This window comes from Streptomyces sp. cmx-18-6, from assembly GCF_046548915.1.
In the GTDB taxonomy this organism is placed as follows: Bacteria; Actinomycetota; Actinomycetes; order Streptomycetales; family Streptomycetaceae; genus Streptomyces.
In genome coordinates, this window is the sequence record NZ_JAEBEP010000003.1 from 219,926 (window position 1) to 239,058 (window position 19,133).

Annotated in this window: 18 protein-coding genes; 10 read left to right on the forward strand and 8 right to left on the reverse strand. The window is 72.0% G+C overall.

The features are described from left to right. Nucleotides 1-4 precede the first annotated feature (4 nt). A complete protein-coding gene (locus ACLJPL_RS09095) occupies nucleotides 5-1,060 on the reverse strand; it encodes a sterol desaturase family protein (protein WP_411080227.1) in 1,056 nt (351 codons plus the stop codon). A gap of 685 nt (nucleotides 1,061-1,745) precedes the next feature. Between ACLJPL_RS09095 and ACLJPL_RS09100 the strand changes: the two genes are divergently transcribed. Continuing rightward, nucleotides 1,746-2,954: a cysteine desulfurase-like protein gene (locus ACLJPL_RS09100; protein WP_411080228.1), complete on the forward strand. Its 1,209-nt coding sequence runs from the start codon at nucleotides 1,746-1,748 to the stop codon at nucleotides 2,952-2,954. A gap of 119 nt (nucleotides 2,955-3,073) precedes the next feature. On the opposite strand, the gene ACLJPL_RS09105 is transcribed toward ACLJPL_RS09100, so the two are convergent. After that, nucleotides 3,074-4,180 (reverse strand): MerR family transcriptional regulator, encoded by a 1,107-nt coding sequence (locus tag ACLJPL_RS09105; RefSeq protein WP_411080229.1) that lies wholly within the window; start codon nucleotides 4,178-4,180, stop codon nucleotides 3,074-3,076. Nucleotides 4,181-4,369: 189 nt separating this feature from the next. Here ACLJPL_RS09105 and ACLJPL_RS09110 point away from each other — a divergent pair, with 189 nt between their 5' ends. Further along, the gene (locus tag ACLJPL_RS09110; RefSeq protein WP_411080230.1) at nucleotides 4,370-5,020 is read left to right on the forward strand and encodes an RNA polymerase sigma factor; all 651 of its coding nucleotides are present in this window, start codon (nucleotides 4,370-4,372) and stop codon (nucleotides 5,018-5,020) included. Nucleotides 5,021-5,174: 154 nt separating this feature from the next. Beyond that, a complete protein-coding gene (locus ACLJPL_RS09115; protein WP_411080231.1) occupies nucleotides 5,175-5,756 on the forward strand; it encodes a DUF4383 domain-containing protein in 582 nt (193 codons plus the stop codon). A 116-nt stretch (nucleotides 5,757-5,872) separates the two neighbouring features. On the opposite strand, the gene ACLJPL_RS09120 is transcribed toward ACLJPL_RS09115, so the two are convergent. Further along, on the reverse strand, nucleotides 5,873-6,712 hold the full coding sequence (locus ACLJPL_RS09120; protein ID WP_411080232.1) for a DUF1206 domain-containing protein: 840 nt from the start codon (nucleotides 6,710-6,712) through the stop codon (nucleotides 5,873-5,875). Between the two features lie 274 nt (nucleotides 6,713-6,986). Continuing rightward, nucleotides 6,987-7,244, reverse strand: coding sequence for a hypothetical protein (locus tag ACLJPL_RS09125; protein WP_411080233.1), 258 nt, complete (start codon nucleotides 7,242-7,244; stop codon nucleotides 6,987-6,989). Between the two features lie 456 nt (nucleotides 7,245-7,700). On the opposite strand from ACLJPL_RS09125, the gene ACLJPL_RS09130 reads away from it, so the two are divergent. The 3 genes from ACLJPL_RS09130 to ACLJPL_RS09140 all read left to right on the forward strand — a co-directional run bounded on the left by ACLJPL_RS09130 (nucleotide 7,701) and on the right by ACLJPL_RS09140 (nucleotide 11,269). After that, nucleotides 7,701-8,279, forward strand: coding sequence for a fasciclin domain-containing protein (locus ACLJPL_RS09130; RefSeq protein ID WP_411080234.1), 579 nt, complete (start codon nucleotides 7,701-7,703; stop codon nucleotides 8,277-8,279). Between the two features lie 141 nt (nucleotides 8,280-8,420). Beyond that, nucleotides 8,421-8,933 carry a MarR family winged helix-turn-helix transcriptional regulator gene (locus ACLJPL_RS09135; protein WP_411080235.1) on the forward strand — a complete coding sequence of 171 codons (513 nt, stop codon included), beginning with the start codon at nucleotides 8,421-8,423 and terminating at the stop codon, nucleotides 8,931-8,933. Nucleotides 8,934-9,145: 212 nt separating this feature from the next. Next, nucleotides 9,146-11,269 carry an MMPL family transporter gene (locus tag ACLJPL_RS09140; protein ID WP_411080236.1) on the forward strand — a complete coding sequence of 708 codons (2,124 nt, stop codon included), beginning with the start codon at nucleotides 9,146-9,148 and terminating at the stop codon, nucleotides 11,267-11,269. Here the strand turns inward: ACLJPL_RS09140 and ACLJPL_RS09145 are convergent. Next, nucleotides 11,233-11,685, reverse strand: a complete 453-nt coding sequence (locus tag ACLJPL_RS09145) for a hypothetical protein (protein ID WP_411080237.1) — start codon at nucleotides 11,683-11,685, stop codon at nucleotides 11,233-11,235. The two genes, ACLJPL_RS09140 and ACLJPL_RS09145, sit on opposite strands and share 37 nt — an antisense overlap. Continuing rightward, nucleotides 11,682-12,212 carry a DoxX family protein gene (locus tag ACLJPL_RS09150; protein WP_411080238.1) on the reverse strand — a complete coding sequence of 177 codons (531 nt, stop codon included), beginning with the start codon at nucleotides 12,210-12,212 and terminating at the stop codon, nucleotides 11,682-11,684. The genes ACLJPL_RS09145 and ACLJPL_RS09150 overlap by 4 nt, the downstream gene beginning before the upstream one ends. A 214-nt stretch (nucleotides 12,213-12,426) precedes the next feature. On the opposite strand from ACLJPL_RS09150, the gene ACLJPL_RS09155 reads away from it, so the two are divergent. Continuing rightward, the gene (locus ACLJPL_RS09155; protein WP_411080239.1) at nucleotides 12,427-14,442 is read left to right on the forward strand and encodes an FAD-dependent oxidoreductase; all 2,016 of its coding nucleotides are present in this window, start codon (nucleotides 12,427-12,429) and stop codon (nucleotides 14,440-14,442) included. A gap of 122 nt (nucleotides 14,443-14,564) precedes the next feature. Then, nucleotides 14,565-15,095 (forward strand): PadR family transcriptional regulator, encoded by a 531-nt coding sequence (locus tag ACLJPL_RS09160; protein WP_411080240.1) that lies wholly within the window; start codon nucleotides 14,565-14,567, stop codon nucleotides 15,093-15,095. A 114-nt stretch (nucleotides 15,096-15,209) separates the two neighbouring features. Here the strand turns inward: ACLJPL_RS09160 and ACLJPL_RS09165 are convergent, their stop codons facing one another. Both ACLJPL_RS09165 and ACLJPL_RS09170 read right to left on the reverse strand, forming a co-directional pair. After that, nucleotides 15,210-16,181, reverse strand: a complete 972-nt coding sequence (locus ACLJPL_RS09165; RefSeq protein WP_411080241.1) for a hypothetical protein — start codon at nucleotides 16,179-16,181, stop codon at nucleotides 15,210-15,212. Next, nucleotides 16,178-17,023, reverse strand: a complete 846-nt coding sequence (locus ACLJPL_RS09170) for a phosphatase PAP2 family protein (protein WP_411080242.1) — start codon at nucleotides 17,021-17,023, stop codon at nucleotides 16,178-16,180. Before ACLJPL_RS09170 ends, ACLJPL_RS09165 begins: the two co-directional genes overlap by 4 nt. A gap of 254 nt (nucleotides 17,024-17,277) precedes the next feature. Here ACLJPL_RS09170 and ACLJPL_RS09175 point away from each other — a divergent pair, with 254 nt between their 5' ends. After that, nucleotides 17,278-17,967, forward strand: coding sequence for a TetR/AcrR family transcriptional regulator (locus ACLJPL_RS09175; RefSeq protein ID WP_411080243.1), 690 nt, complete (start codon nucleotides 17,278-17,280; stop codon nucleotides 17,965-17,967). Between the two features lie 308 nt (nucleotides 17,968-18,275). Next, nucleotides 18,276-19,076: an SDR family oxidoreductase gene (locus ACLJPL_RS09180; protein WP_411080244.1), complete on the forward strand. Its 801-nt coding sequence runs from the start codon at nucleotides 18,276-18,278 to the stop codon at nucleotides 19,074-19,076. Nucleotides 19,077-19,133: the final 57 nt, after the last annotated feature.

The window sequence follows — 19,133 nt, forward strand, 5'->3', positions numbered from 1 at the left end:
GGCGTCAGTCCGGCCCGAGGCCGGGCGCGGGGTCTGGTCCCGGTCCCGGTCCGGGGCCTGATCCCGGTCGGCGGCGCCAGGGGTGCAGGAGGCTGGCGAGGATCTCACCGGTGCCGGGGAAGGTCGCGGGGTCGTGGAGGCCCACGGCGGCGGGTTCGCGGCCGGGACGCCAGGTGAAGCTGCCGAAGAGGTGGTCCCAGCACGACAGGTCGGAGCCGTAGTGGCCGGCTTCGGACAGGTCGGTGCTGTGGTGCAGGCGGTGCTGTTCCGGACTGGCCAGCAGATGGTTGAGCCGGCCGATGCGCACATCGATGTTGGCGTGGATGAAATAGCCCTGGGCGACGACGAACAGCCCCACCACCAGCACGGCCGGCCGGGAGAACCCGATGAGGGCCAGGGTCAGTTGGACGAGGCTCTGCGCCAGGACGATGTCCAGCACGTGGTTGACCCCGTTGTTGGCGACGTTGACCTTCGGCGGAACGTGGTGCACGCCGTGCAGCCGCCACAGCAGGGCGCTGGTGTGGCCCAGCCGGTGGACCAGATAGCCGACGAGTGACCCGGCCAGGAGTGCGCCGGGGATCTCGGCCCCCAGATGGCCGGACGGCTCGTCGGGCGCGATCCGCCCCACAGCGGCCGTGACCAGAAGTTGAGCCAGCCCACTTCCGGCCATGGTGAGCAGAAAGTAGACGCCGTACCAGCGCCACTCGTCCTTTCCGGGGTGCCAGTTCCGGTCATGGGGAATCAGCCGTTCGAGAACGGCCAGATACACGAGGGTCCCGACCAGGAAAAGCGGGCTGACCCGAGCCGGGTCCCACTCGAGGAGCAAGGAGGCCCCACCCACGAGGACGACGGCGAGCAGGAGAAGGGGATAGGCGATCGAACGCAGCAGGGAATGCGGACGGGGCGCGCACGCGCCTTCTTCCGCACCCGAGCCCTTAGCGCTGCCCGCACCCTTCAGGACATCCGCATCATTCCGGCCATCCGGAAAGCCGGACGGAATAGCATCCGGAAATTCGACCGAATCGATCTCGCCATCGGCGGACCGTTCGCACTCGTCCATCCGCGACCCTCCACAGGAGATGCGATCTAGGAGAGAACACCACATCGGTGCAGTTCAAGAGCGTCCCAGGGGGTGGTTGGCACCCCGGGGCGTGAGCATCCGCTCATGCACCGACAGCTTCCGGGCACCCGGTTCCGGCGAACGGGCCACGGCGTGAACCGATGCCCCCCAGCTCCATCGGCCCAGCTCATTCATTTCCGATTCCCACGACTTTAACCACCACCTCGTCATCGAAATCGGCGGCCTGTCACGGGCGTTCGCCCCGCGGCGCCCGATGAGGGGGATTTCTGAGTGCGGGTGGAATAGAAGAACGTCGCACATCAAGTCGATTCAATTAGTACGAGTAATTCCCTCGTGGGATCATCCCGCCGCCCCAAGACGGGCGCACTCCTGCGCGCTGCGGAGTTTTCCCGTACGCGGAGGCGCGCAGTCGGAGGAAAGCAGTGCGCCGGAGTCCGGATACGGAGCACCTTGGCCGTGCGTGGTGCGCCGGTGACAGAACGTGCGCCGACCGCACAGAACGCGCCGTGTGCCGGTCGGCCGGAACAGCCTTCTCACAGGCGGGGGCGTCCTGCGATGATCGGCGCCGAACCGCGTACCTGCTCCGGGTCGGAGCCGCGGCGACGGACCGTCGGCGGCCCGGGCCGTGATCCGGCCGGGGCCGCCCCGTAGCGAGGGAGTCTCCATGACGTACGACGTCAGCACATTGCGCGCGCGGTTTCCCGCCCTGCGGGCCGGTACGGCGCACTTCGACGGGCCCGGCGGTACGCAGACCCCCGCGCCGGTCATCGCCGCCTACGCCGAGGCGCTGAGCCGTCCCCTGTCGATCCGGGGCGGCGCGCTGCCGGGGGAGATCCACGCGGAGACGCTCGTCCGCGACTTCAGGGCGGCCATGGCGGACCTGCTGGGCGCGGACCCGTCCGGGATCGTCTTCGGGCGCAGCTCGACCCAGCTCACGTACGACATCTCCCGTACGTTGGCGAAGGGCTGGGCTCCCGGGGATGAGGTGGTGGTCAGCCGGCTGGACCACGACGCCAACATCCGCCCGTGGCTACAGGCTGCCGAGCGAGCCGGCGCGGTGGTGCGGTGGGCGGAGTTCGACCCGGCCACCGGGGAGCTGCCCGCCGAGTCCGTGGGCGCGCTGCTGACCGAGCGGACCCGGCTGGTCGCCGTGACCGGTGCGTCCAACCTGATCGGCACGCGGCCCGACGTCGCCGCGATCGCCGAACTGGTCCACCGGGCCGGGGCGTTGCTGTACGTCGACGGGGTGCACCTGACGGCGCACGAGTTCGTGGACGTCGAGCGGCTCGGGGCCGACTTCTTCGTCTGCTCGCCGTACAAGTTCTTCGGCCCCCACCACGGCGTGCTCAGCGCCCGCCCGGAACTGCTCCGGACCCTCGACCCGGACAAGCTGGTCCCGTCCAGCGACGCCGTGCCGGAGCGCTTCGAACTCGGCACCCTCCCGTACGAGATGCTGGCGGCCACCCGGGCCGCCGTCGACTTCATCGCGGGCCTCGGCGACGACGGCGCGACGGCGACCGGGCGGCGCGACCGGCTGCGGTCCGCCTTCGCGGCGATCGACGCCCATGAGACGGCCCTCCGGGAGGGCGCCGAGAAGGCGCTCGGCGAGCTGGGCGCGGTCACGGTGCACTCCCGGGCGGCCGAGCGGACGCCCACGCTGCTGCTCAGCTTCGAGAACCGGGACGCCTCGGACGCGTACCGTTTCCTCGCCCGTTCCGGCGTGCACGCACCGGCCGGTTCCTTCTACGCCCTCGAAGCCTCCCGCCACCTGGGCCTGGGCGACGAGGGCGGCCTGCGCGTGGGGCTGTCGCCGTACAACGACACGGACGACGTCGAGCGCCTGGTGAAGGGGCTGTCGGACTTCCTGCGCTGAGGGCGCGGGGGCGGGGCGGGGGCCGGACGGCACAGGCACGGGGGGCGATCAGCGTCAAGTGACTGCGGCGGGTGACGGCTGCGGGTGGTCATCGGCGGGTGATGACGGCGAGCACGTGGTCATCGGCGGGTGATGACGGTGAGCGCGTCCAACGCCTCGCACAGTCCGGACGGGTGCCGGGCCCCGGGCGGCAGCGGCCCGGCCCAGCCCGGTCCGGCGACGAGGACGACGGGCCGCCGCCGGGCGCCCCGTACCCCCCACTCGATGGACTCCACTCGCGCCACCAGCGCACGGCTCGCGGTGGACCGGGACTGGGCCCAGAGCACGACGGCGGCGGGCCCGGTCCGGCGCACCGCCTCCTCCATCGCCTCCACCGGGAGGGCCGCGCCGAACATCCTGACGGGCAGGCCCTGTTGGGCCAGTCCGGCGGCGAGCGCCTCCAGGGCCAGCGTATGGCTCTCGCCCGGGGTGCAGGCCAGGAGCGAGACGCCGGAGCCGGGCTCGGCCCGACGCTGCGACGCGGCGCGGCGCAGCGCGCTGGAGACGTGCCAGGACAGCAGGTGCTCGACCTCGACGTACCGCTCCCCCGCGGTCTCCCATTTACGGCCCACGGCGTGCAGCGTCGGCATGATGACCGACTCCCAGGCGGCGACCAGCCCGTGCCGTTCGATCGCGGCGGTCAGCAGCTCGTCCATGGCGTGCGCGTCCAGCCGGACGGCCGCCCTGGCCAGGCCGCGGCACTCCCGGCGGGCCCGGCCGAGCGGGAGCGCTCCGGGGGCCGTGGAGTACGGCGGCGGGTTCCCGCGACTCCCCTGCTCGTCCGACAGGGACGGCGGGCGCGGGCGTCTCTCCCGGGAGGCGGTCGTCAGGGCGGCACGGGCGGCCTCGGCCGGGGGCATTCCCGCGTTCGTCAGGCCGCACATGCACTCCAGCAGCCGAATGTCGGCCGCCGTCCACCGGCGGTGCCTGCCGCCCTCGCGTGAGGCCGGGCCGATGCCGTAACGACGGTCCCAGGAGCGCAGGGTCGTCGGCGCCACCCCCAGCAGCCGGGCCACCGCCCCGGTGGTCAGGCCGCCGGCCGCGGTTTCCCCCGTGGCAGCCGTTTCACCGATGACAGCGGCTGCTTCCGTGCCGGCGCCAGGGGCTGCTCCGCTGCCGGTGTCGGCGGTTTCGCCGGTGCCGGTGTCAGCGGCTCCTCCGGTGAGCGTGGTGACCGCGTCGTCCATACAGCCCACCATACGACGCAGAAACGACGCATGTTGCCCGGCGCATCGCCGCCCGGTTGCCTGGTGATCAGCGGGGCGACGGCCATGCCCGACGATCGGGCCGGGCGCTGTCGCGCTGCGCGGAGAACTCCATCGGCCGCCGCCGTTCGGGGCAGCGGACCGGCGGCGCAGCGAAGAGGACGGACAGAGATGACGGCGCTCGTCAGCCCGGTCGGCCCGGTGGCCGCCATTCCCGTACCGACCGAGGAGAAGGCCGAGACGGACCGGCTGGCCGCAGGGTTCGTGCGCGGTGACGAGGACAGTTTCGACCTGGTCTACCGCCGGTGGGGGACGCTCGTGTACTCGCTGGCGGCGCGGTCCCTGGGCGACGCCCGGGAGGCCGAGGACGTGGCGCAGCAGACGTTCCTGGCGGCGTGGCGGGGCCGGCAGGGGTACCACGCCGTACGGGGACCGCTGCCGGGCTGGCTCGTCGGCATCGCCCGCCGCAAGATCGCGGACGCGCACGCGGCCCGTGCCCGGCGGGTGGAGCTGGCCGCCGCCCACGCGGCGCGCGAGGGGTCCGCCGCCCCCGGGACGGCCGAGCCGCCGGAGGCCGCGCTCGACCGCGTGCTGGTGACGCAGGAGCTGCGCAAGCTCCCCCTCGTCCAGCGCCGCATTCTCTGCCTGGCGTTCTTCGACGACCTCACCCACGTCCAGATCGCCGAGCGGACCGGGCTGCCGCTGGGCACAGTGAAGAGTCACGCCCGGCGCGCGATATTGCGCATCCGGCGCTCGGTCGCGGAGAGCGCGGCTTCCGCGGAGAGCTCGACGTCTGCGGAGAGCTGGGCTTCCGCGGAGTGACGAGGCCGCGCGGGGTGACGAGGCCGCGCGGTGTGGAGCGATGTGACCGGGGTGGGCCGGAGAAGGGGAGAGGCCGGAGAAGCGAGCGGGGGGCGAGGGGCGGGGACCCGGGCCCGTAGGGGCCTCAAGGATCAGGCACCGACAGGAGACGGCAATGAAACTGAGTGACGAACTCCCCGTGGACCACCGGCTCGCGACCGTGTACCGGATCGGAGCGGGGCTGTGCGGAGCGATCCTCCTCGTCTTCGGCATCCTCGGCTTCACCAACCAACTGGGCTTCTTCGACACGAGCGGCACGCAGGTGGCCGGGCTGTCGACGAACGGGCTCCTGAGCCTGGTCTCCGTCGTCGTCGGCCTGGTGCTGATCGCCGGAGCGGTGGTCGGCGGCAATGTCGCGTCGATGGTGAACATGACCATCGGCTCGCTCTTCCTGCTCAGCGGGTTCGTCCACATCTTCATCCTGGACAAGGGCGCGAACGTCCTGGACTTCGGCATGTCCAACGTGATCTTCAGCTTCGTGATGGGGCTGCTCATCCTGACCTTCGGGATGTACGGGCGGGTCACCGGCGGCCTGCCGCACGACAACCCGTACTGGCGCAGCCGGCACCCGGAGCAGGCCGCCCGTGACGACGCGGCCCGCCGGGGCGGGGCCGCCGATGGGCCGCCCCGGCTGACCGGGAGCGCGGGCCCGCGCACGGTCACCCGGGAGACGGGGACACGGCTGCCCGGGTCCTGAAACGCGGGATTGCGCCCCTCCCTCAAGCCATGAGAAGAGGCCCTCTCGACCTTTCGGGTCAGGAGGGCCTCACGGGTGGGAGGGATGTGCAGCTGTTCCGGGACGCGGATCGCTGCTCAGACCTTGCGGTAGCGGGCGTTGAACCAGGAGAACACGCCGAAGGCGACCAGGCCGAGGGCTATGACCACCAAGAGCCACGGGCCGACCGGGGTCTCGGTGAAGGAGCGCAGGGTGTCGTCCATACCCTTGGACTTGCCGGGCTCGTGCTTCACGGCGGCGGCCACGGCGAACCCGCCGGCGGTGGCGAAGACGGTGCCTCGCGCGGTGCCGCCGAACACGCCGGTGAAGTCGACCGCACGGCGGACCTTTTGCGACATCTCCGCCATCTTGAGGTGCTTGTGGTACTTCCGCATGATCGCCCGGACCGCGATCCAGATACCCGCACAGGCGACCGCGACACCCCCGATGCCGACGAGCCACTGGCCTCCGGGCCAGCCCAGCACCTTGGCGGTGACGTCCTGGGACTGCTGGTCGGACGAACCGCCGCCGCTGCTCGAATCGCCTGCCGCGAAGGACAGCACGGAGTACGCGACGGAGCTGTAGAAGAGGAACCGGCCTGCGGCCATGGCCCGCTTGGCGGGCTTGTCGCCATCGGGGCCGACCTGGCCGAAGAAAGCCTCGGAGAGCCGCCAGAGCGCCATGCCCACCAGCGCGATGCCCAGCAGCCACAACAAGACTTTTCCGAACGGCTTCTCGGCTATCTCGGCGATCGCGCCGCCCCGGTCCGCCTGCTTCCCGCCTCCGGAGAACGCGATCTGAAGGGCGAGGGCGCCCACGAGAACGTAGATGACCCCGCGAGCGCCGAACCCCGCACGGGCTCCGGCTTCCATCGCGGTGCTGTTGGCGGCACGCCTGGCCTGGCCGCGTCCCTGCTCTGCTACTGAACGGGTATTCATGTCATGCCGGTTGCCCCGGCCCGGCGGATCAATTCCTGCCGGACGGGGGCGGGGGGCGGACCGAGGGGCGGCGACCGGCAGGCACAGCGGACGCTTCGATGAATTCAGCGCCCGCGCATCGGGCAGGGAAATACGTCCGCGCACCTTTTCCATAAATACGCGGAATGTTTACCTCACAGTCGCCTTGACAGTGATCGGCGAGTGACCGCCGTCGGCGGTCGGCACTTCCGTCCAGCAGTCCCTACGGTCGGGAATCGAAGCTCTCCGCCAGTCCTTACGGCCGGGAATCGAAGCTCTCCGCGAAATCTCCGGAGGGCTGATTCTCGTAATGGCTCAGGGCCAGTCCGAGGCCGAAGAACGTGGGAGCCCATTCACCGATGAAGATGCCCCAGCGGTCGGCCCGGTCGACGCCCTGGGTCTCCGCCTTGGCCGAGACGAGCCACGAGGCGACGGACAGCCCGATCGAGACGAAGGCGGCCGTGTAGGCGTGTTCGCTGCTCAGGCCCGCTTCGTGCAGCTTCTTGACGATCATGGGTTCATCTCCTGACGCTGGGAGCGATCCGTGACTCCCCACGGTGCCGCGTGTCGGCCCGGCCCACCTGCCGCGTCGTTTCTGCGTCGAAACCGTGCCCGCGCCTCGGCCGGGGGCCCTGCCGCCAAGGACCCGGCGCCCCGGCCCGGAAGAACGGAAGGCGTCGGCGGAAAATCCCTCCGGACCACTTTCCCGCTCCCCTTCGAACCGGTCCTGGATTCTTTCTCGATAATCAGCATTTGACCCGGGACGCCTCCTGTGGGCTACTGGCCATAGGGCACCTCATGGCCAGCACGACGTGAATATCACAGCGTGCACGAGAGAACACGAATAGGGTGTCGGGCCGACTGCCTCTGTAGGTCCGCCCGCACCGCTCGTGGTTCGGCCGTCAGGTCGCCGTCCGCACCGGGGAGGCCCCGGACATCCGGCCCACCCCCACTCGCCGGAGGAGACATCATGACCATCACCCGCCTGCAGCGCACCGCTGCGGCCGCCGCGGCTCTCGCCCTCCCCGCCTCTCTGGCGTTCTTCGCGCCGCAGGCGCAGGCGCAGGCTCCGGCAGAACCGTTCGGCCCGGCCTGCTCCTCCGTCCCCAAGGAGGGGGCGGGCAGCCTGGAAGGCATGGCGAAGGATCCGGTCGCCACCGCCGCGTCCAACAACCCCGAACTCTCCACCCTGGTCAGCGCGGTGCAGAAGGCCGGTCTGGTGGACACGCTCAACAACGCCGAGAACATCACGGTGTTCGCGCCGACGAACGCCGCCTTCGAGAAGATCCCGAAGGCGGACCTGGACGCGCTCCTCAACGACAAGGAGGAGCTCACCAAGGTGCTGACGTATCACGTGGTGGGCGAGAAGCTGACGACGAAGCAGCTTGAGGACGGCTCCTACAAGACCCTGCAGGGCAGCGAGCTCAGCGTGAAGGGGTCCGGCACGGACTTCACGGTGAACGACTCCTCGAAGATCGTCTGCGGCAATGTGCCGACGGCCAACGCCACGGTCAACCTGGTCGACACGGTGCTCATGCCGCCGTCCTGACCGCCTCCGGGCCGCCCCTCTGACCGCGGCCGACACTCATGGCCCCTGCCCGGACCGCCACGCGGTTCGGGCAGTCGCCTGGAGCGGCGGCGGGCGCCGGTCCGGGCAGGGTCCTGCGCGCCGGTTCTATACGCTGAGTACGTGACCAGCGCTGACAGCCGACCGACCCGGAGCGGCGCCCCGGGTCGCGCGGCCCCGGAACCCGCGTCCGCCGCCGACCTCCAGGCGTTCGCGGTCGAACTCCGCCGGATGAACGGCGAGATCAACCGGATGACCCACGGCTTCGCGGCGAACCAGCGGCTGCACCCCACGGATGTGACCGCGCTGGCGGCCATTCTGGACGCCCCCGCCCCGCTGACCCCGGGGGCCCTGCGCGAGCACCTGGGCCTCACCTCGGGCGCCGTCACCGCCTGCCTCGACCGTCTGGAGCGGGCCGGACACATCCGGCGGTCCCGGGAGAGCGCCGACCGCCGGGTGGTGCACGTGCACTACGAAGCGAGCGCGCGGAGGGCCGCCCGGGACTACTTCATGCCGCTCGCCGAGGCCACCGCCCGCGCCAGGGAACGCTTCAGCGAGGCGGAGCTCACGACCGTTCTGCGCTTTCTCGCCGCCATGAACGAGGAGCTCTCCGAGGTCCCCCCGACGCGTCGCTGAGGGTCCTCGGGCGCGCCTTCGAGGCTCGTCGGGCGCGTCGCTGTGTTTTCAGCGCCTCCGGGTGCATCCATGAGCGGGTGGCCCGCCGAATACCCCCGCACCACCATCCCGGCTCCCGGCCTGCCGACAACCTGGCGCGAGCACTCCGCTAAGGTATTTCAATCATTGAGATTGTTCACCATTGAGGTACTTCTCGCACCCCCGGGAGAGCCATGTCCACCCCTGCACGGCCGGTTCGCTGGCTGATCCCCGTCGTCCTGCTGATCGCCTGGCTGGTCATCGGCGGCGGACTCGGTCCGTACGCGGGCAAGCTCGGCGAGGTCGCCACCAACGACCAGGCGTCCTTCCTCCCCCAGAACGCCGAATCCACTCAAGTCATCGACGCGCAGAAGGCGTTCCAGCAGAGCGAGACCGTCCCGGCCATCCTCGTCTGGACGTCGGCCGACGAGGGCACGCGGGTGAGTGAGGAGCAGCGGGAGGCCGCCACCGGCGTTCTCGCCTCGCTCACCGGCGCCGAAGGCGTCGTCGGGAAGGCGTCCCCCGCCCTGCCCTCCGAGGACGGCCTCGCCCTCCAGGGCATCGTGCAACTGAGCCCCGACCTCGGGGACGAGCTGCCGACCGTACTGGAAAAGGTCGGGCAGGCCGGTGAGAAGGTGCCGGACACGACGGTCCGGATCGCGGGCCCGGCCGCGAGCCAGGCCGATCTGTCCGACGCCTTCGCGGGCATCGACGGGCTGCTGCTCGGGGTGGCCCTGATCACCGTGCTCGTCATCCTGCTGCTGGTGTACCGCAGCGTGCTGTTGCCGTTCGTCATCATCCTCGGCGCTGTGTTCGCCCTCGCCCTGGCCTGCGCGATCGTGTATGTACTCGCCGACCACGACATCGTGCGGGTGGACGGCCAGGTGCAGGGCATTCTGTCGATCCTGGTGATCGGGGCCGCGACGGACTACGCGCTGCTGCTCACCGCCCGGTTCCGCGAGGAGCTCTCCCTGCACGGCGACCGGATCACCGCGATGCGGGCCGCGCTGCGCGAGTCCTTCGGCCCGATCACGGCCAGCGCCGCGACCGTGGCGCTGGGGCTGCTCGCCCTGCTGCTGAGCGACCTCACCAACAACCGGGCGCTCGGCCCGGTGGGCGCGATCGGCATCGTCTGCTCGGTCCTGAGCGCCCTCACCTTCCTGCCCGCCGTCCTGGTGCTGCTGGGCCGCACCGCGTACTGGCCGGCGAAGCCGAAGCCCGCCAAGGACGCGTCCGGCGGCCACGGTGTCTGGAACAAGGTCGCCTCCCTGGTCGACCGGGCTCCCCGCAAGGTCTGGGCGATCACTCTGGCGGCCCTCATCGCCTGCGCCGCGTTCGCCCCCACGCTCACCTCCAAGGGCGTGCCGCTCGACGAGATCTTCGTCAACGACGCCCCGTCCGTGGCCGCGCAGAAGACGCTGGGCGAGCACTTCCCCGGCGGCTCCGGCAATCCGGCGGTGATCATCGCGGCGGCCGACCGGCTGGACGAGGTGACCGCCGCCGCGACCCGTACGGACGGCGTGGCCTCGGTCGCTCCGGTGAGCGAAGGCGGCCGGCCCGGCGGCGAACCCCTGGTCGTCGACGGCAAGGTCCGGATCGACGCGACCCTCAAGGACGCGGCCGACAGCGACCGCGCCAAGGAGACGGTGGCCGCCCTGCGGGACGCGGTCCACGCGGTGCCGGAGTCGGACGCCCTGGTCGGCGGCTATACGGCCCAGCAGTACGACACCCAGCGCACGGCCGAGGACGACCGCATGCTGATCGTGCCGGTGGTGCTGGTGATCATCCTGGTGATCCTGGTCTTCCTGCTGCGGTCGCTGCTGATGCCGGTGCTGCTGGTGACCACGGTCGCGCTGAACTTCCTGGCGACCCTGGGCATCGCCTCACTGGTCTTCACCCATGTGTTCGGCTTCAGCGGTACGGATTCCTCGGTGCCGCTGTACGGGTTCGTCTTCCTGGTGGCCCTGGGCGTCGACTACAACATCTTCCTGATGTCCCGGGTCCGGGAGGAGTCGCTGCGCCACGGCACCCGGGAGGGCATCCTGCGCGGGCTGACCGCGACCGGCGGGGTCATCACCTCGGCCGGTGTGGTGCTGGCGGCCACGTTCGCGGCGCTGGGCGTGATCCCGCTGGCGTTCCTCGTCCAGATCGCCTTCATCGTGGCGTTCGGCGTCCTGCTGGACACGCTGGTCGTCCGCTCGCTGCTCGTTCCGGCGCTGGTCAGGGACATCGGGCCCAAGGCGTGGTGGCCGGGTGCGCTGAGCCGTGAGAGCACGGACGGTCAGCGCGGAACGGCACCGGCGGCCGGGGGCCGGTAGGCGCTCAGCGCCCAGATCACGAAGATGTCCACCCCGATCATGAGCACCGACCACACCGGCGCGTACGGCAGGAAGAGGAACTGCGCGAAGAGGGTGAGGGAGGCGAGGACGATACCGGCCACCCGAGCCCACCCGGCGCCCTTGAGGAGCCCGGCGCCGGTGATCGCCGCGCAGAGCCCGAGGATCAGGTGGATCCAGCCCCAGCTGGTGAGGCTGAACCGGTAGAGGTACTCGCCGACGGAACCGTAGACATCGCTGTCGCCCAGGGCGGCGATGCCCTGGAGGGCCGCGACGACGCCCTGGCAGAGCATCAGCACCCCGGCGAACAGCACGCCTCCGGTGACCCACTCACTCTCCGGGTCGGGCACCGGAGGCGGGCCGGAGGTGCCGTCGTACAGGCGCGGGTCCTCGCTCATCGGTCCGCCTCCCGCTTCTCGCCGGACTGCCCCTTGGCGCGCTTGCCGACCACCGCGGCGGCGGCCGCCGCACTGCCCGCGAAGGCGAGGGCGACCATCCACGGGCGGTCGAAGAGATGGCAGGTGGCGTGGTCCACGGAGTAGCGGCCGGGGCCGGTCAGCCCGATGGCTGCGGCGGTGAAGCCGAGGAACGCCGGGTACTCGTAGCCGCCGCCCTGGGCGAAGAAGCCCGCCGGGGCGTGCACGGCCACGGCTCCCGCCATCGCTCCGGCGGCCGCCGCACCCGCCGCCGGCGTGGCGAGGCCGAGGGCGAGCAGCACGCCGCCGCCCGCCTCACCGAGTCCGGCGGCGACGGCGCTGTGCTTGGGCGGGTGGAAACCCATGGCCTCCATCGCGGCCGTGGTCCCCTGGATGCCCCCGCCGCCGAACCAGCCGGCCAGTTTCTGGCTGCCGTGGGCGGCGAGCACCGCGCCGGTGCCGACGCGCAGGGCGAGCAGGCCGAGATCACGCCGGTTGACGCAGACCATGGGAACTCCCGGGGGTGGGGGCGATGCGCGGACATTCCGTACGGATCCCACTGTCGTCGGCCGGTGCCGGGCGGGCCCGGCCGAGTACGCCGTACGGGGCGCGGGCCGGGAGCCGCAAGGACCGCAGTGCGACGCAGATCATTGTGCAACTTGTTGCACAATACGATGGCGGTGGTCTACAACTGACGCGACGCCCCCTGCCGAGGAGACCCGGATGAGCCTGTACCCGACCTTGCTGAGCCCGCTGGACCTCGGGTTCACCACCCTCCCCAACCGGGTGCTCATGGGCTCGATGCACATCGGTCTGGAGGAGGCCGAGCGAGGCTTCGAGCGGATGGCCGCCTTCTACGCGGAGCGCGCCCGGGGCGGCGTCGGCCTGATCGTCACCGGCGGCATCGCCCCCAGCGAGCGGGCCTGCTCCTTCCCCGGCGGGGCGAAGATGACGACCGAGGCAGAGGCGGAGCAGCACCGGGAGATCACCTCGGCGGTGCACGCGGCGGGCGGCAGGATCGCGATGCAGATCCTGCACTTCGGGCGGTACGCGCACCACCCCGACCTGGTGGCTCCGAGCGCGCTCAAGGCCCCCATCAGCGGGTTCACCCCGAACGCGCTCACCGACGAGCAGGTCGAGGAGACCATCGAGGAGTTCGTCCGGGCGGCCGAGCTGGCACAGCTCGCGGGGTACGACGGCGTCGAGATCATGGGCTCCGAGGGCTACCTCATCAACGAGTTCATCGTCTCCGCGACCAACCACCGCACCGACCGCTGGGGCGGCTCGTACGAGAACCGCATCCGGTTCCCCGTCGAGATCGTGCGCCGGGTCCGCGAGCGGGTCGGCAGCGACTTCATCCTGATCTACCGGCTCTCCATGCTGGACCTGGTGCCGGGCGGCTCGACGCTGGAGGAGGTCGTGACGCTGGCGAAGGAGATCGAGGCGGCGGGCGCGACGATCATCAACACCGGCATCGGCTGGCACGAGGCGCGCATCCCCACCATCGCGACCTCCGTTCCGCGCGCCGCGTTCACCTGGGTGACCGAGAAGGTGCGCGGGGCCGTCTCCGTACCGCTGGTGACGAGCAACCGCATCAACACCCCCGAGGTCGCCGAGGACGTCCTCGCCTCGGGCCGGGCGGACATGGTCTCGATGGCCAGGCCCTTCCTCGCGGACCCGGAGTTCGTCGCCAAGGCCGCGGCGGGCCGGGCGGACGCCATCAACACCTGCATCGGGTGCAACCAGGCGTGCCTGGACCACATCTTCAGCCTCCAGATCACCTCCTGCCTGGTCAACCCGCGCGCCTGCCACGAGACCGAGCTGGTCCTGAGCCCGACCCGGACCCGTAAGCGCGTCGCCGTCGTCGGCGCCGGTCCGGCGGGGCTCGCGTGCTCGGTGACGGCGGCCGAACGGGGCCACGCGGTCACCCTGTTCGACACGGCGGACGAGATCGGCGGCCAGCTCAACGTGGCGCGCCGGGTGCCGGGCAAGGAGGAGTTCAACGAGACGCTGCGCTACTTCCGTACGCGACTGGCCGAGCTGGACGTCGAGCTGCGCCTGTCCACCCGGGCGGACGCCGCGGTGCTGGACGGCTATGACGAGATCGTGCTCGCCACCGGCGTCGAGCCGCGTACCCCCGCGATCCCGGGAACGGACCACCCCAACGTCGTGAGCTACCTGGACGTGCTGCGCGATGGGGTTCCGGTCGGCGACCGGGTCGCGATCGTGGGCGCGGGCGGCATCGGCTTCGACGTCGCGGAGTTCCTGACGGACGGCGGCGACGCGGCGAGCCTGGACGCGGAGACGTTCTTCCGGCAGTGGGGCGTGGACACCTCCTACGCGGACCGCGGCGGCCTGCGCGCGCCCGAGCGCCCCAAGATCCCCCGTACCGTCCACCTCGTCCAGCGCAAGACCACCAAGGTCGGCGCGGGCCTCGGCAAGACGACCGGCTGGATCCACCGCACCGAACTGCGCCACCGGGGCGTCGAGATGATCGCGGGCGCGTCCTACGACCTGATCGACGACGCGGGCCTCCACCTCACCGTCGACGGCGAGCGGCGGGTCCTGCCGGTGGACACGGTGGTGCTCTGCGCGGGCCAGGAACCGCGCCGGGAGCTGTACGAGGAGCTGCGCGCGGCGGGCGGCCCGGTCCATCTGATCGGCGGCGCGGACGTGGCGGCCGAACTGGACGCGAAGCGGGCGATCCGCCAGGGCACGGAGCTGGCCGCGGCGCTGTGAGTCCGCGTCGCCCCGCAGCGCTGTGCACCCGGCTTTCCCCGCAGCGCTGTGCGTCCGCGTCCCGCAGCGCTGTGCGTCCGCGTCCTGCGGCACGGTGAACCCTCGTCCCTAGGATGCACGTCATGTCACTGCCGCACGCGATTCTCACCGCCCTGCTGGAGAAGCCGTCCTCGGGCCTGGAGCTGACCCGCAGGTTCGACCGGTCCATCGGTTACTTCTGGCCGTCGACGCACCAGCAGATCTACCGCGAGCTGGGAAAACTGGAGCAGGCGGGGCGGATCAGGGCGCTGCCCACGGCGGTGCCGGCCCGGGGGCAGAAGAAGGAGTACGAGGTGCTGCCCGCCGGCCGCGAGGAGCTGGCCGCCTGGGTGGCCCTGCCCGAGGACCCGCGCCCGGTCCGCGATCCGCTGCTGCTGCGGATGCGGGCGGCGGCGGTCGTCGGGGTGAACGGGATGGGGACGGAGCTGCGCCGCCATCTGGCCCTGCACGAGCGGCAGTTGGCGGAGTACCGGGAGATCGAGGAGCGGGACTTCGCCCCTGCGCCCGAGGCCGATGCGGACCGGTTGCGGCATCTGGTGCTGCGGGGCGGGATCGATCTGGAGACGTTCTGGATCGGCTGGCTGACCCGCGCCATCGTCGACCTGGACGCCTGACCGCCACGGGCGGGCCCGGCACGACTCGCGTCACCGGTGAGGCGCACACGACTCGCGTTACGGGTGAGGCGCACCGCCCGCACGTACGGCGAGGGGGCGCGACTCACGTCACGGCTAAGACCCGCCGCCCGCCCGTACGGCGAGGGGTTCCGCGCCCAGCGCCGTACCGTCCACGCGCCGGGGGCTGCCGATGACGACGCGGGAAGGGACCGGATCCGCCACCGGCACAGGGGGTGCGGCTGCTTCGCCCCCGCCCGTGCCCTGCGCCTGGGCGCGGCTGAGCAGGACCACTCCGCGTACGGCGGCGGCCGCACCGACCAGCGCCAGGGCCAGGCTGACCGGCCCGCCCTGGAGCCGTTCGCCGAGGAGGGCCAGGCCGATCGCGGCGGCGGCGACCGGGTTGGCGAGGGTGACGACGGCGAGCGGCGCGCCGAGGCCGCCCCGGTAGGCGGTCTGGGAGAGCAGCAGACCGCCCATGGCGAAGGCGGAGACGAGCAGCGCCACCGTCAGCAGCCGCCAGCTGAACAGCGGGCCGCCGGAGTGGTCGGTGACGGCGACGGTGAGGGTCTGGGTGAGCGCGGAGGCGACGCCCGAGGTGATGCCGGAGGCCGCCGCGTGCCGCAGTCCCGGGCGGGCTCCGGGCCGGCTGAGCCCGGCGACGACCGCCATGGTGGCGGCCCCGACGCCCAGGGCCTCGGGCAGGGTCAGGGTGTCGTGCGGGGCGGAGCCGCCCGCGGTGAGGAGCAGCGCGCCGAGGCCGAGCAGGGTGAGGGCCGTGCCGCGCCACTCGACGCGCCCGACTCGGCGTCCGGCGGCGCGCGCCCCGAGCGGGACGGCGGCGACGAGGGTGAGCGCGCCGAGCGGCTGGACCAGGGTGAGCGGGCCGTAGTTGAGGGCGGCGACGTGGAGCAGCGCTCCCCCGGCGTTGAGGCCGACCGCCGACCACCAGGCGCCCCGGCCGAGCAGGCGCAGGATGCCGGTGGAGGGCTCGATGCGCCCGGCCAGCCGGGACTGGGCCACGGCGGCGGCCGCGTAGGCGGCGGCGGAGACGAGGGAGAGCGCGACGGCGATCAGGGTGGCGTTCACCGGGCGGCTCCGCTGTCGGCGGGGGTGCGGGCCGGGAGCGCGGTGGCGGTGTGCACCGGGAGTGCGGCGCCGGCTGGGACGCGGAACGGTGACGGGGTCCCGGCCGGGGCCCTGGCCGGGAGCGGCAGCCGCAGCGCGGCGAGCGCCACCGCCAGCAGCGCCACGACCACGATCGCGTCGAGCCAGTAGTGGTTGGCGGTGCCCACGACGACGAGCAGCGTGATCGCCGGGTGCAGCAGCCAGAGCCAGCGCCACCGGGAACGGGTGGCGACGATGAGGCCGACTGCCACCATCACGGCCCAGCCGACGTGCAGCGAGGGCATCGCGGCGAACTGGTTCGCCATCGTGTCGGTCGCGGGCGTCGCTCCGTACACGGTCGGCCCGTAGACCTGGCCGGTGTCGATCAGCCCGGCCGCCGGGAGCATCCGGGGCGGGGCGAGGGGGAAGAGCAGGTGGAGCACGAGGGCGGCCCCGGTGAGCACGGCGAGGACGCGGCGCGACCAGAGGTAGTGGCGCGGGCGACGCCAGTAGAGCCAGACCAGGAAGAGGACCGTGGCGGGGAAGTGCACGGTGGCGTAGTAGGTGTTCGCCGCGTGGATCAGTGTCTGGCTGTGCAGCAGTACGCCCTGGACGGCGTCCTCGCCCGGCAGGTGCAGGGCGCGTTCGAGGTCCCAGACGTTCCCGGCGTTGCGGAACGCCTCCTCGACATGGCCGTTGGCCGCCCGGCGGCCGAACTTGTAGGCCAGGAAGAGTCCGGCCACGAGAAGGAACTCGCGAACGAGGGGCGGTCGGGCACGTATGTCCGGCTCCTGGTCCGTGGGCTCGGTGCGGGCGTACGTCACCCGGTGCCCCCTTGGATGCGAAGCGGTGTCAGGACGGCATGGCGAACTCCATGCCGAATCGATACGCCAGTGTACCGATACGGCGGCGTATCGGTACACGCGCGTATCGGTACACTGGCGTATCGAGAACCTCGCCACACCGCCGCACAGCCGACCGCCGCATCACCGCACAGCCGACCGCCGCATCACCGCACAGCCGATCGCCGCATTCACCGCACAGCCGCCGCACCGCCACGCCGCAGGAGGGACAGTCCATGCCGTCGCCCGATTCCGTACAGGAGTCAGCCCCCGCTTCCCGCCGGTCGAAAATCACACCGGAACGGGCGCAGGAGCTCTACACGGCGGTGCTGGACCTGTTGCGGGAGAGCGGTTACGAGTCGCTGACCATGGAGGGCGTCGCCGCCCGCACCCGGTGCGGCAAGTCGACGCTGTACCGCCAGTGGGGGTCCAAGCCGGAGCTGGTGGTCGCCGCGCTGCACGGCACGCGGCGGATGCGGCTCTCGCACATCGACACCGGCACGCTCGCCGGGGACCTGCGCGAGGCGGCCCGGGCGATCGGCGAGGGTTCGGGGCGCGACACCCCGCTGATGCACGCGCTCAGCCATGCGGCGCTCCAGAGCCCGGAGCTGCTGTGCGCCCTGCGCGAGGCGCTGATCGTGCCGGAGATCGCGGCGATCGACGCGATGGTCCGGCGGGGCCAGGAGCGCGGCGAGCTCGCGGCGGACCATCCGGGCGCGGAGTACGTGGCGACCCAGTTGCTCGGCGTGATGCGCGCCCGGCCGCTGCTGGAGGGGCGTTACGCGGACGCGGCGTATCTGAGCAGGTTCGTCGAGAAGGCGATCCTGCCCGGACTCGGAATCGACCCCGGGCTGGGAATCGGACCCGGTATCGGCCCCGGAACCGGGCCCGGACGCGGACTCACGGCGGGCGCGCCGGAGTCCTGACAGACGTGGACCGTCCGTCCCAGCGGATGGGGACGGTCCACCAGCGCCGCACCGTGGGGACGGGGGCGGCGCAACGCCCGGCCGGCCGGCGACCTCTTCGGGGGTCGCCGGCCGGCCGTGTGTCGGGCGCGCCTCCCGTCCGCGTGTGGGGCGCACCTCCCGCCCCCTTTCGAACCTAACAAGCGATTGGTAGATTCCGCGCCACACGACAGAGCTGCACGACAGAGCCACACAACAGCGCCATACGACAGCACCGCGCGACAGCACCGCGCGAACACCCCCGAGCCGCCACCGGCGAAAGGCCGACCATGGAGCTGGGCAACCCGATCGACTTCACGGGGCGGGCGGTGATCGTCACCGGCGGCTCCAAGGGCCTCGGCGCGGTCATCGCGGAGGCTTTTCTCGCGGCGGGCGCGGAGGTCATGGTGTGCGGCCGGACCGCGCCCGCCACCCTGCCGTCGTCGGGCGGGCGGCAGGCCGCCTTCCGGTCGACGGACGTACGGGACCCGGACGCGGCGGCCCGGTTGGCGACCGCGGCCACCGAGCGGTTCGGCCGGCTCGACGTCCTGGTCAACAACGCGGGCGGCTCCCCCGACGCCGACGCGGCCACCGTCTCCCCGCGCTTCGTGGAGAAGGTCGTGGCCCTCAACCTCCTCGCCCCCTTCTACGTGGCCCAGGCCGCGAACCTGGTCATGCGGGAGCAGCCGGAGGGCGGCAGCGTGATCAACATCGGCAGCGTCTCCGCCCATGACCCGCAGCCGGGCACCGCCGCCTATTCCGCCGCCAAGGCGGGCCTGCTCGGCCTCACCCGGGCCCTGGCCCTGGAGTGGGCGCCCATGGTCCGGGTGAACCACATCACCGCAGGGCTCATCCGCACCGCGAGCGCCACCGGGCTGTACGGCGAGGACGGCGGCACCGCGGTGGCCGGCGTCGTCCCGATGGGTCGGCTGGCGGCTCCGGCGGACGTGGCCCGCGCCTGCCTCTGGCTCGCCGGGCCCCACGCCTCGTACGTCAACGGCGCCGACCTCGCCGTGCACGGCGGCGGCGAGATCCCGGCGAGGGACCTGGCCCGCCGATCCATCGCCCCACCCCCCTTCTCGTCCCCTTGACGATATAGAACACCACCCCTTATCGTCACACTGACCATATGACGATCGAGGGGGTCC

Excerpts from the sequence above, each read along its gene's own strand:
- ACLJPL_RS09120 (WP_411080232.1), bottom strand. The coding sequence starts at position 6,712 with ATGAATACCCGTTCAGTAGCAGAGCAGGGACGCGGCCAGGCCAGGCGT.
- ACLJPL_RS09095 (WP_411080227.1), bottom strand. The coding sequence starts at position 1,060 with ATGGACGAGTGCGAACGGTCCGCCGATGGCGAGATCGATTCGGTCGAA.
- ACLJPL_RS09160 (WP_411080240.1), top strand. The coding sequence starts at position 14,565 with ATGTCACTGCCGCACGCGATTCTCACCGCCCTGCTGGAGAAGCCGTCC.
- ACLJPL_RS09100 (WP_411080228.1), top strand. The coding sequence starts at position 1,746 with ATGACGTACGACGTCAGCACATTGCGCGCGCGGTTTCCCGCCCTGCGG.
- ACLJPL_RS09180 (WP_411080244.1), top strand. The coding sequence starts at position 18,276 with ATGGAGCTGGGCAACCCGATCGACTTCACGGGGCGGGCGGTGATCGTC.
- ACLJPL_RS09115 (WP_411080231.1), top strand. The coding sequence starts at position 5,175 with ATGAAACTGAGTGACGAACTCCCCGTGGACCACCGGCTCGCGACCGTG.
- ACLJPL_RS09110 (WP_411080230.1), top strand. The coding sequence starts at position 4,370 with ATGACGGCGCTCGTCAGCCCGGTCGGCCCGGTGGCCGCCATTCCCGTA.
- ACLJPL_RS09130 (WP_411080234.1), top strand. The coding sequence starts at position 7,701 with ATGACCATCACCCGCCTGCAGCGCACCGCTGCGGCCGCCGCGGCTCTC.
- ACLJPL_RS09175 (WP_411080243.1), top strand. The coding sequence starts at position 17,278 with ATGCCGTCGCCCGATTCCGTACAGGAGTCAGCCCCCGCTTCCCGCCGG.
- ACLJPL_RS09105 (WP_411080229.1), bottom strand. The coding sequence starts at position 4,180 with ATGGACGACGCGGTCACCACGCTCACCGGAGGAGCCGCTGACACCGGC.
- ACLJPL_RS09155 (WP_411080239.1), top strand. The coding sequence starts at position 12,427 with ATGAGCCTGTACCCGACCTTGCTGAGCCCGCTGGACCTCGGGTTCACC.
- ACLJPL_RS09140 (WP_411080236.1), top strand. The coding sequence starts at position 9,146 with ATGTCCACCCCTGCACGGCCGGTTCGCTGGCTGATCCCCGTCGTCCTG.
- ACLJPL_RS09145 (WP_411080237.1), bottom strand. The coding sequence starts at position 11,685 with ATGAGCGAGGACCCGCGCCTGTACGACGGCACCTCCGGCCCGCCTCCG.
- ACLJPL_RS09125 (WP_411080233.1), bottom strand. The coding sequence starts at position 7,244 with ATGATCGTCAAGAAGCTGCACGAAGCGGGCCTGAGCAGCGAACACGCC.
- ACLJPL_RS09150 (WP_411080238.1), bottom strand. The coding sequence starts at position 12,212 with ATGGTCTGCGTCAACCGGCGTGATCTCGGCCTGCTCGCCCTGCGCGTC.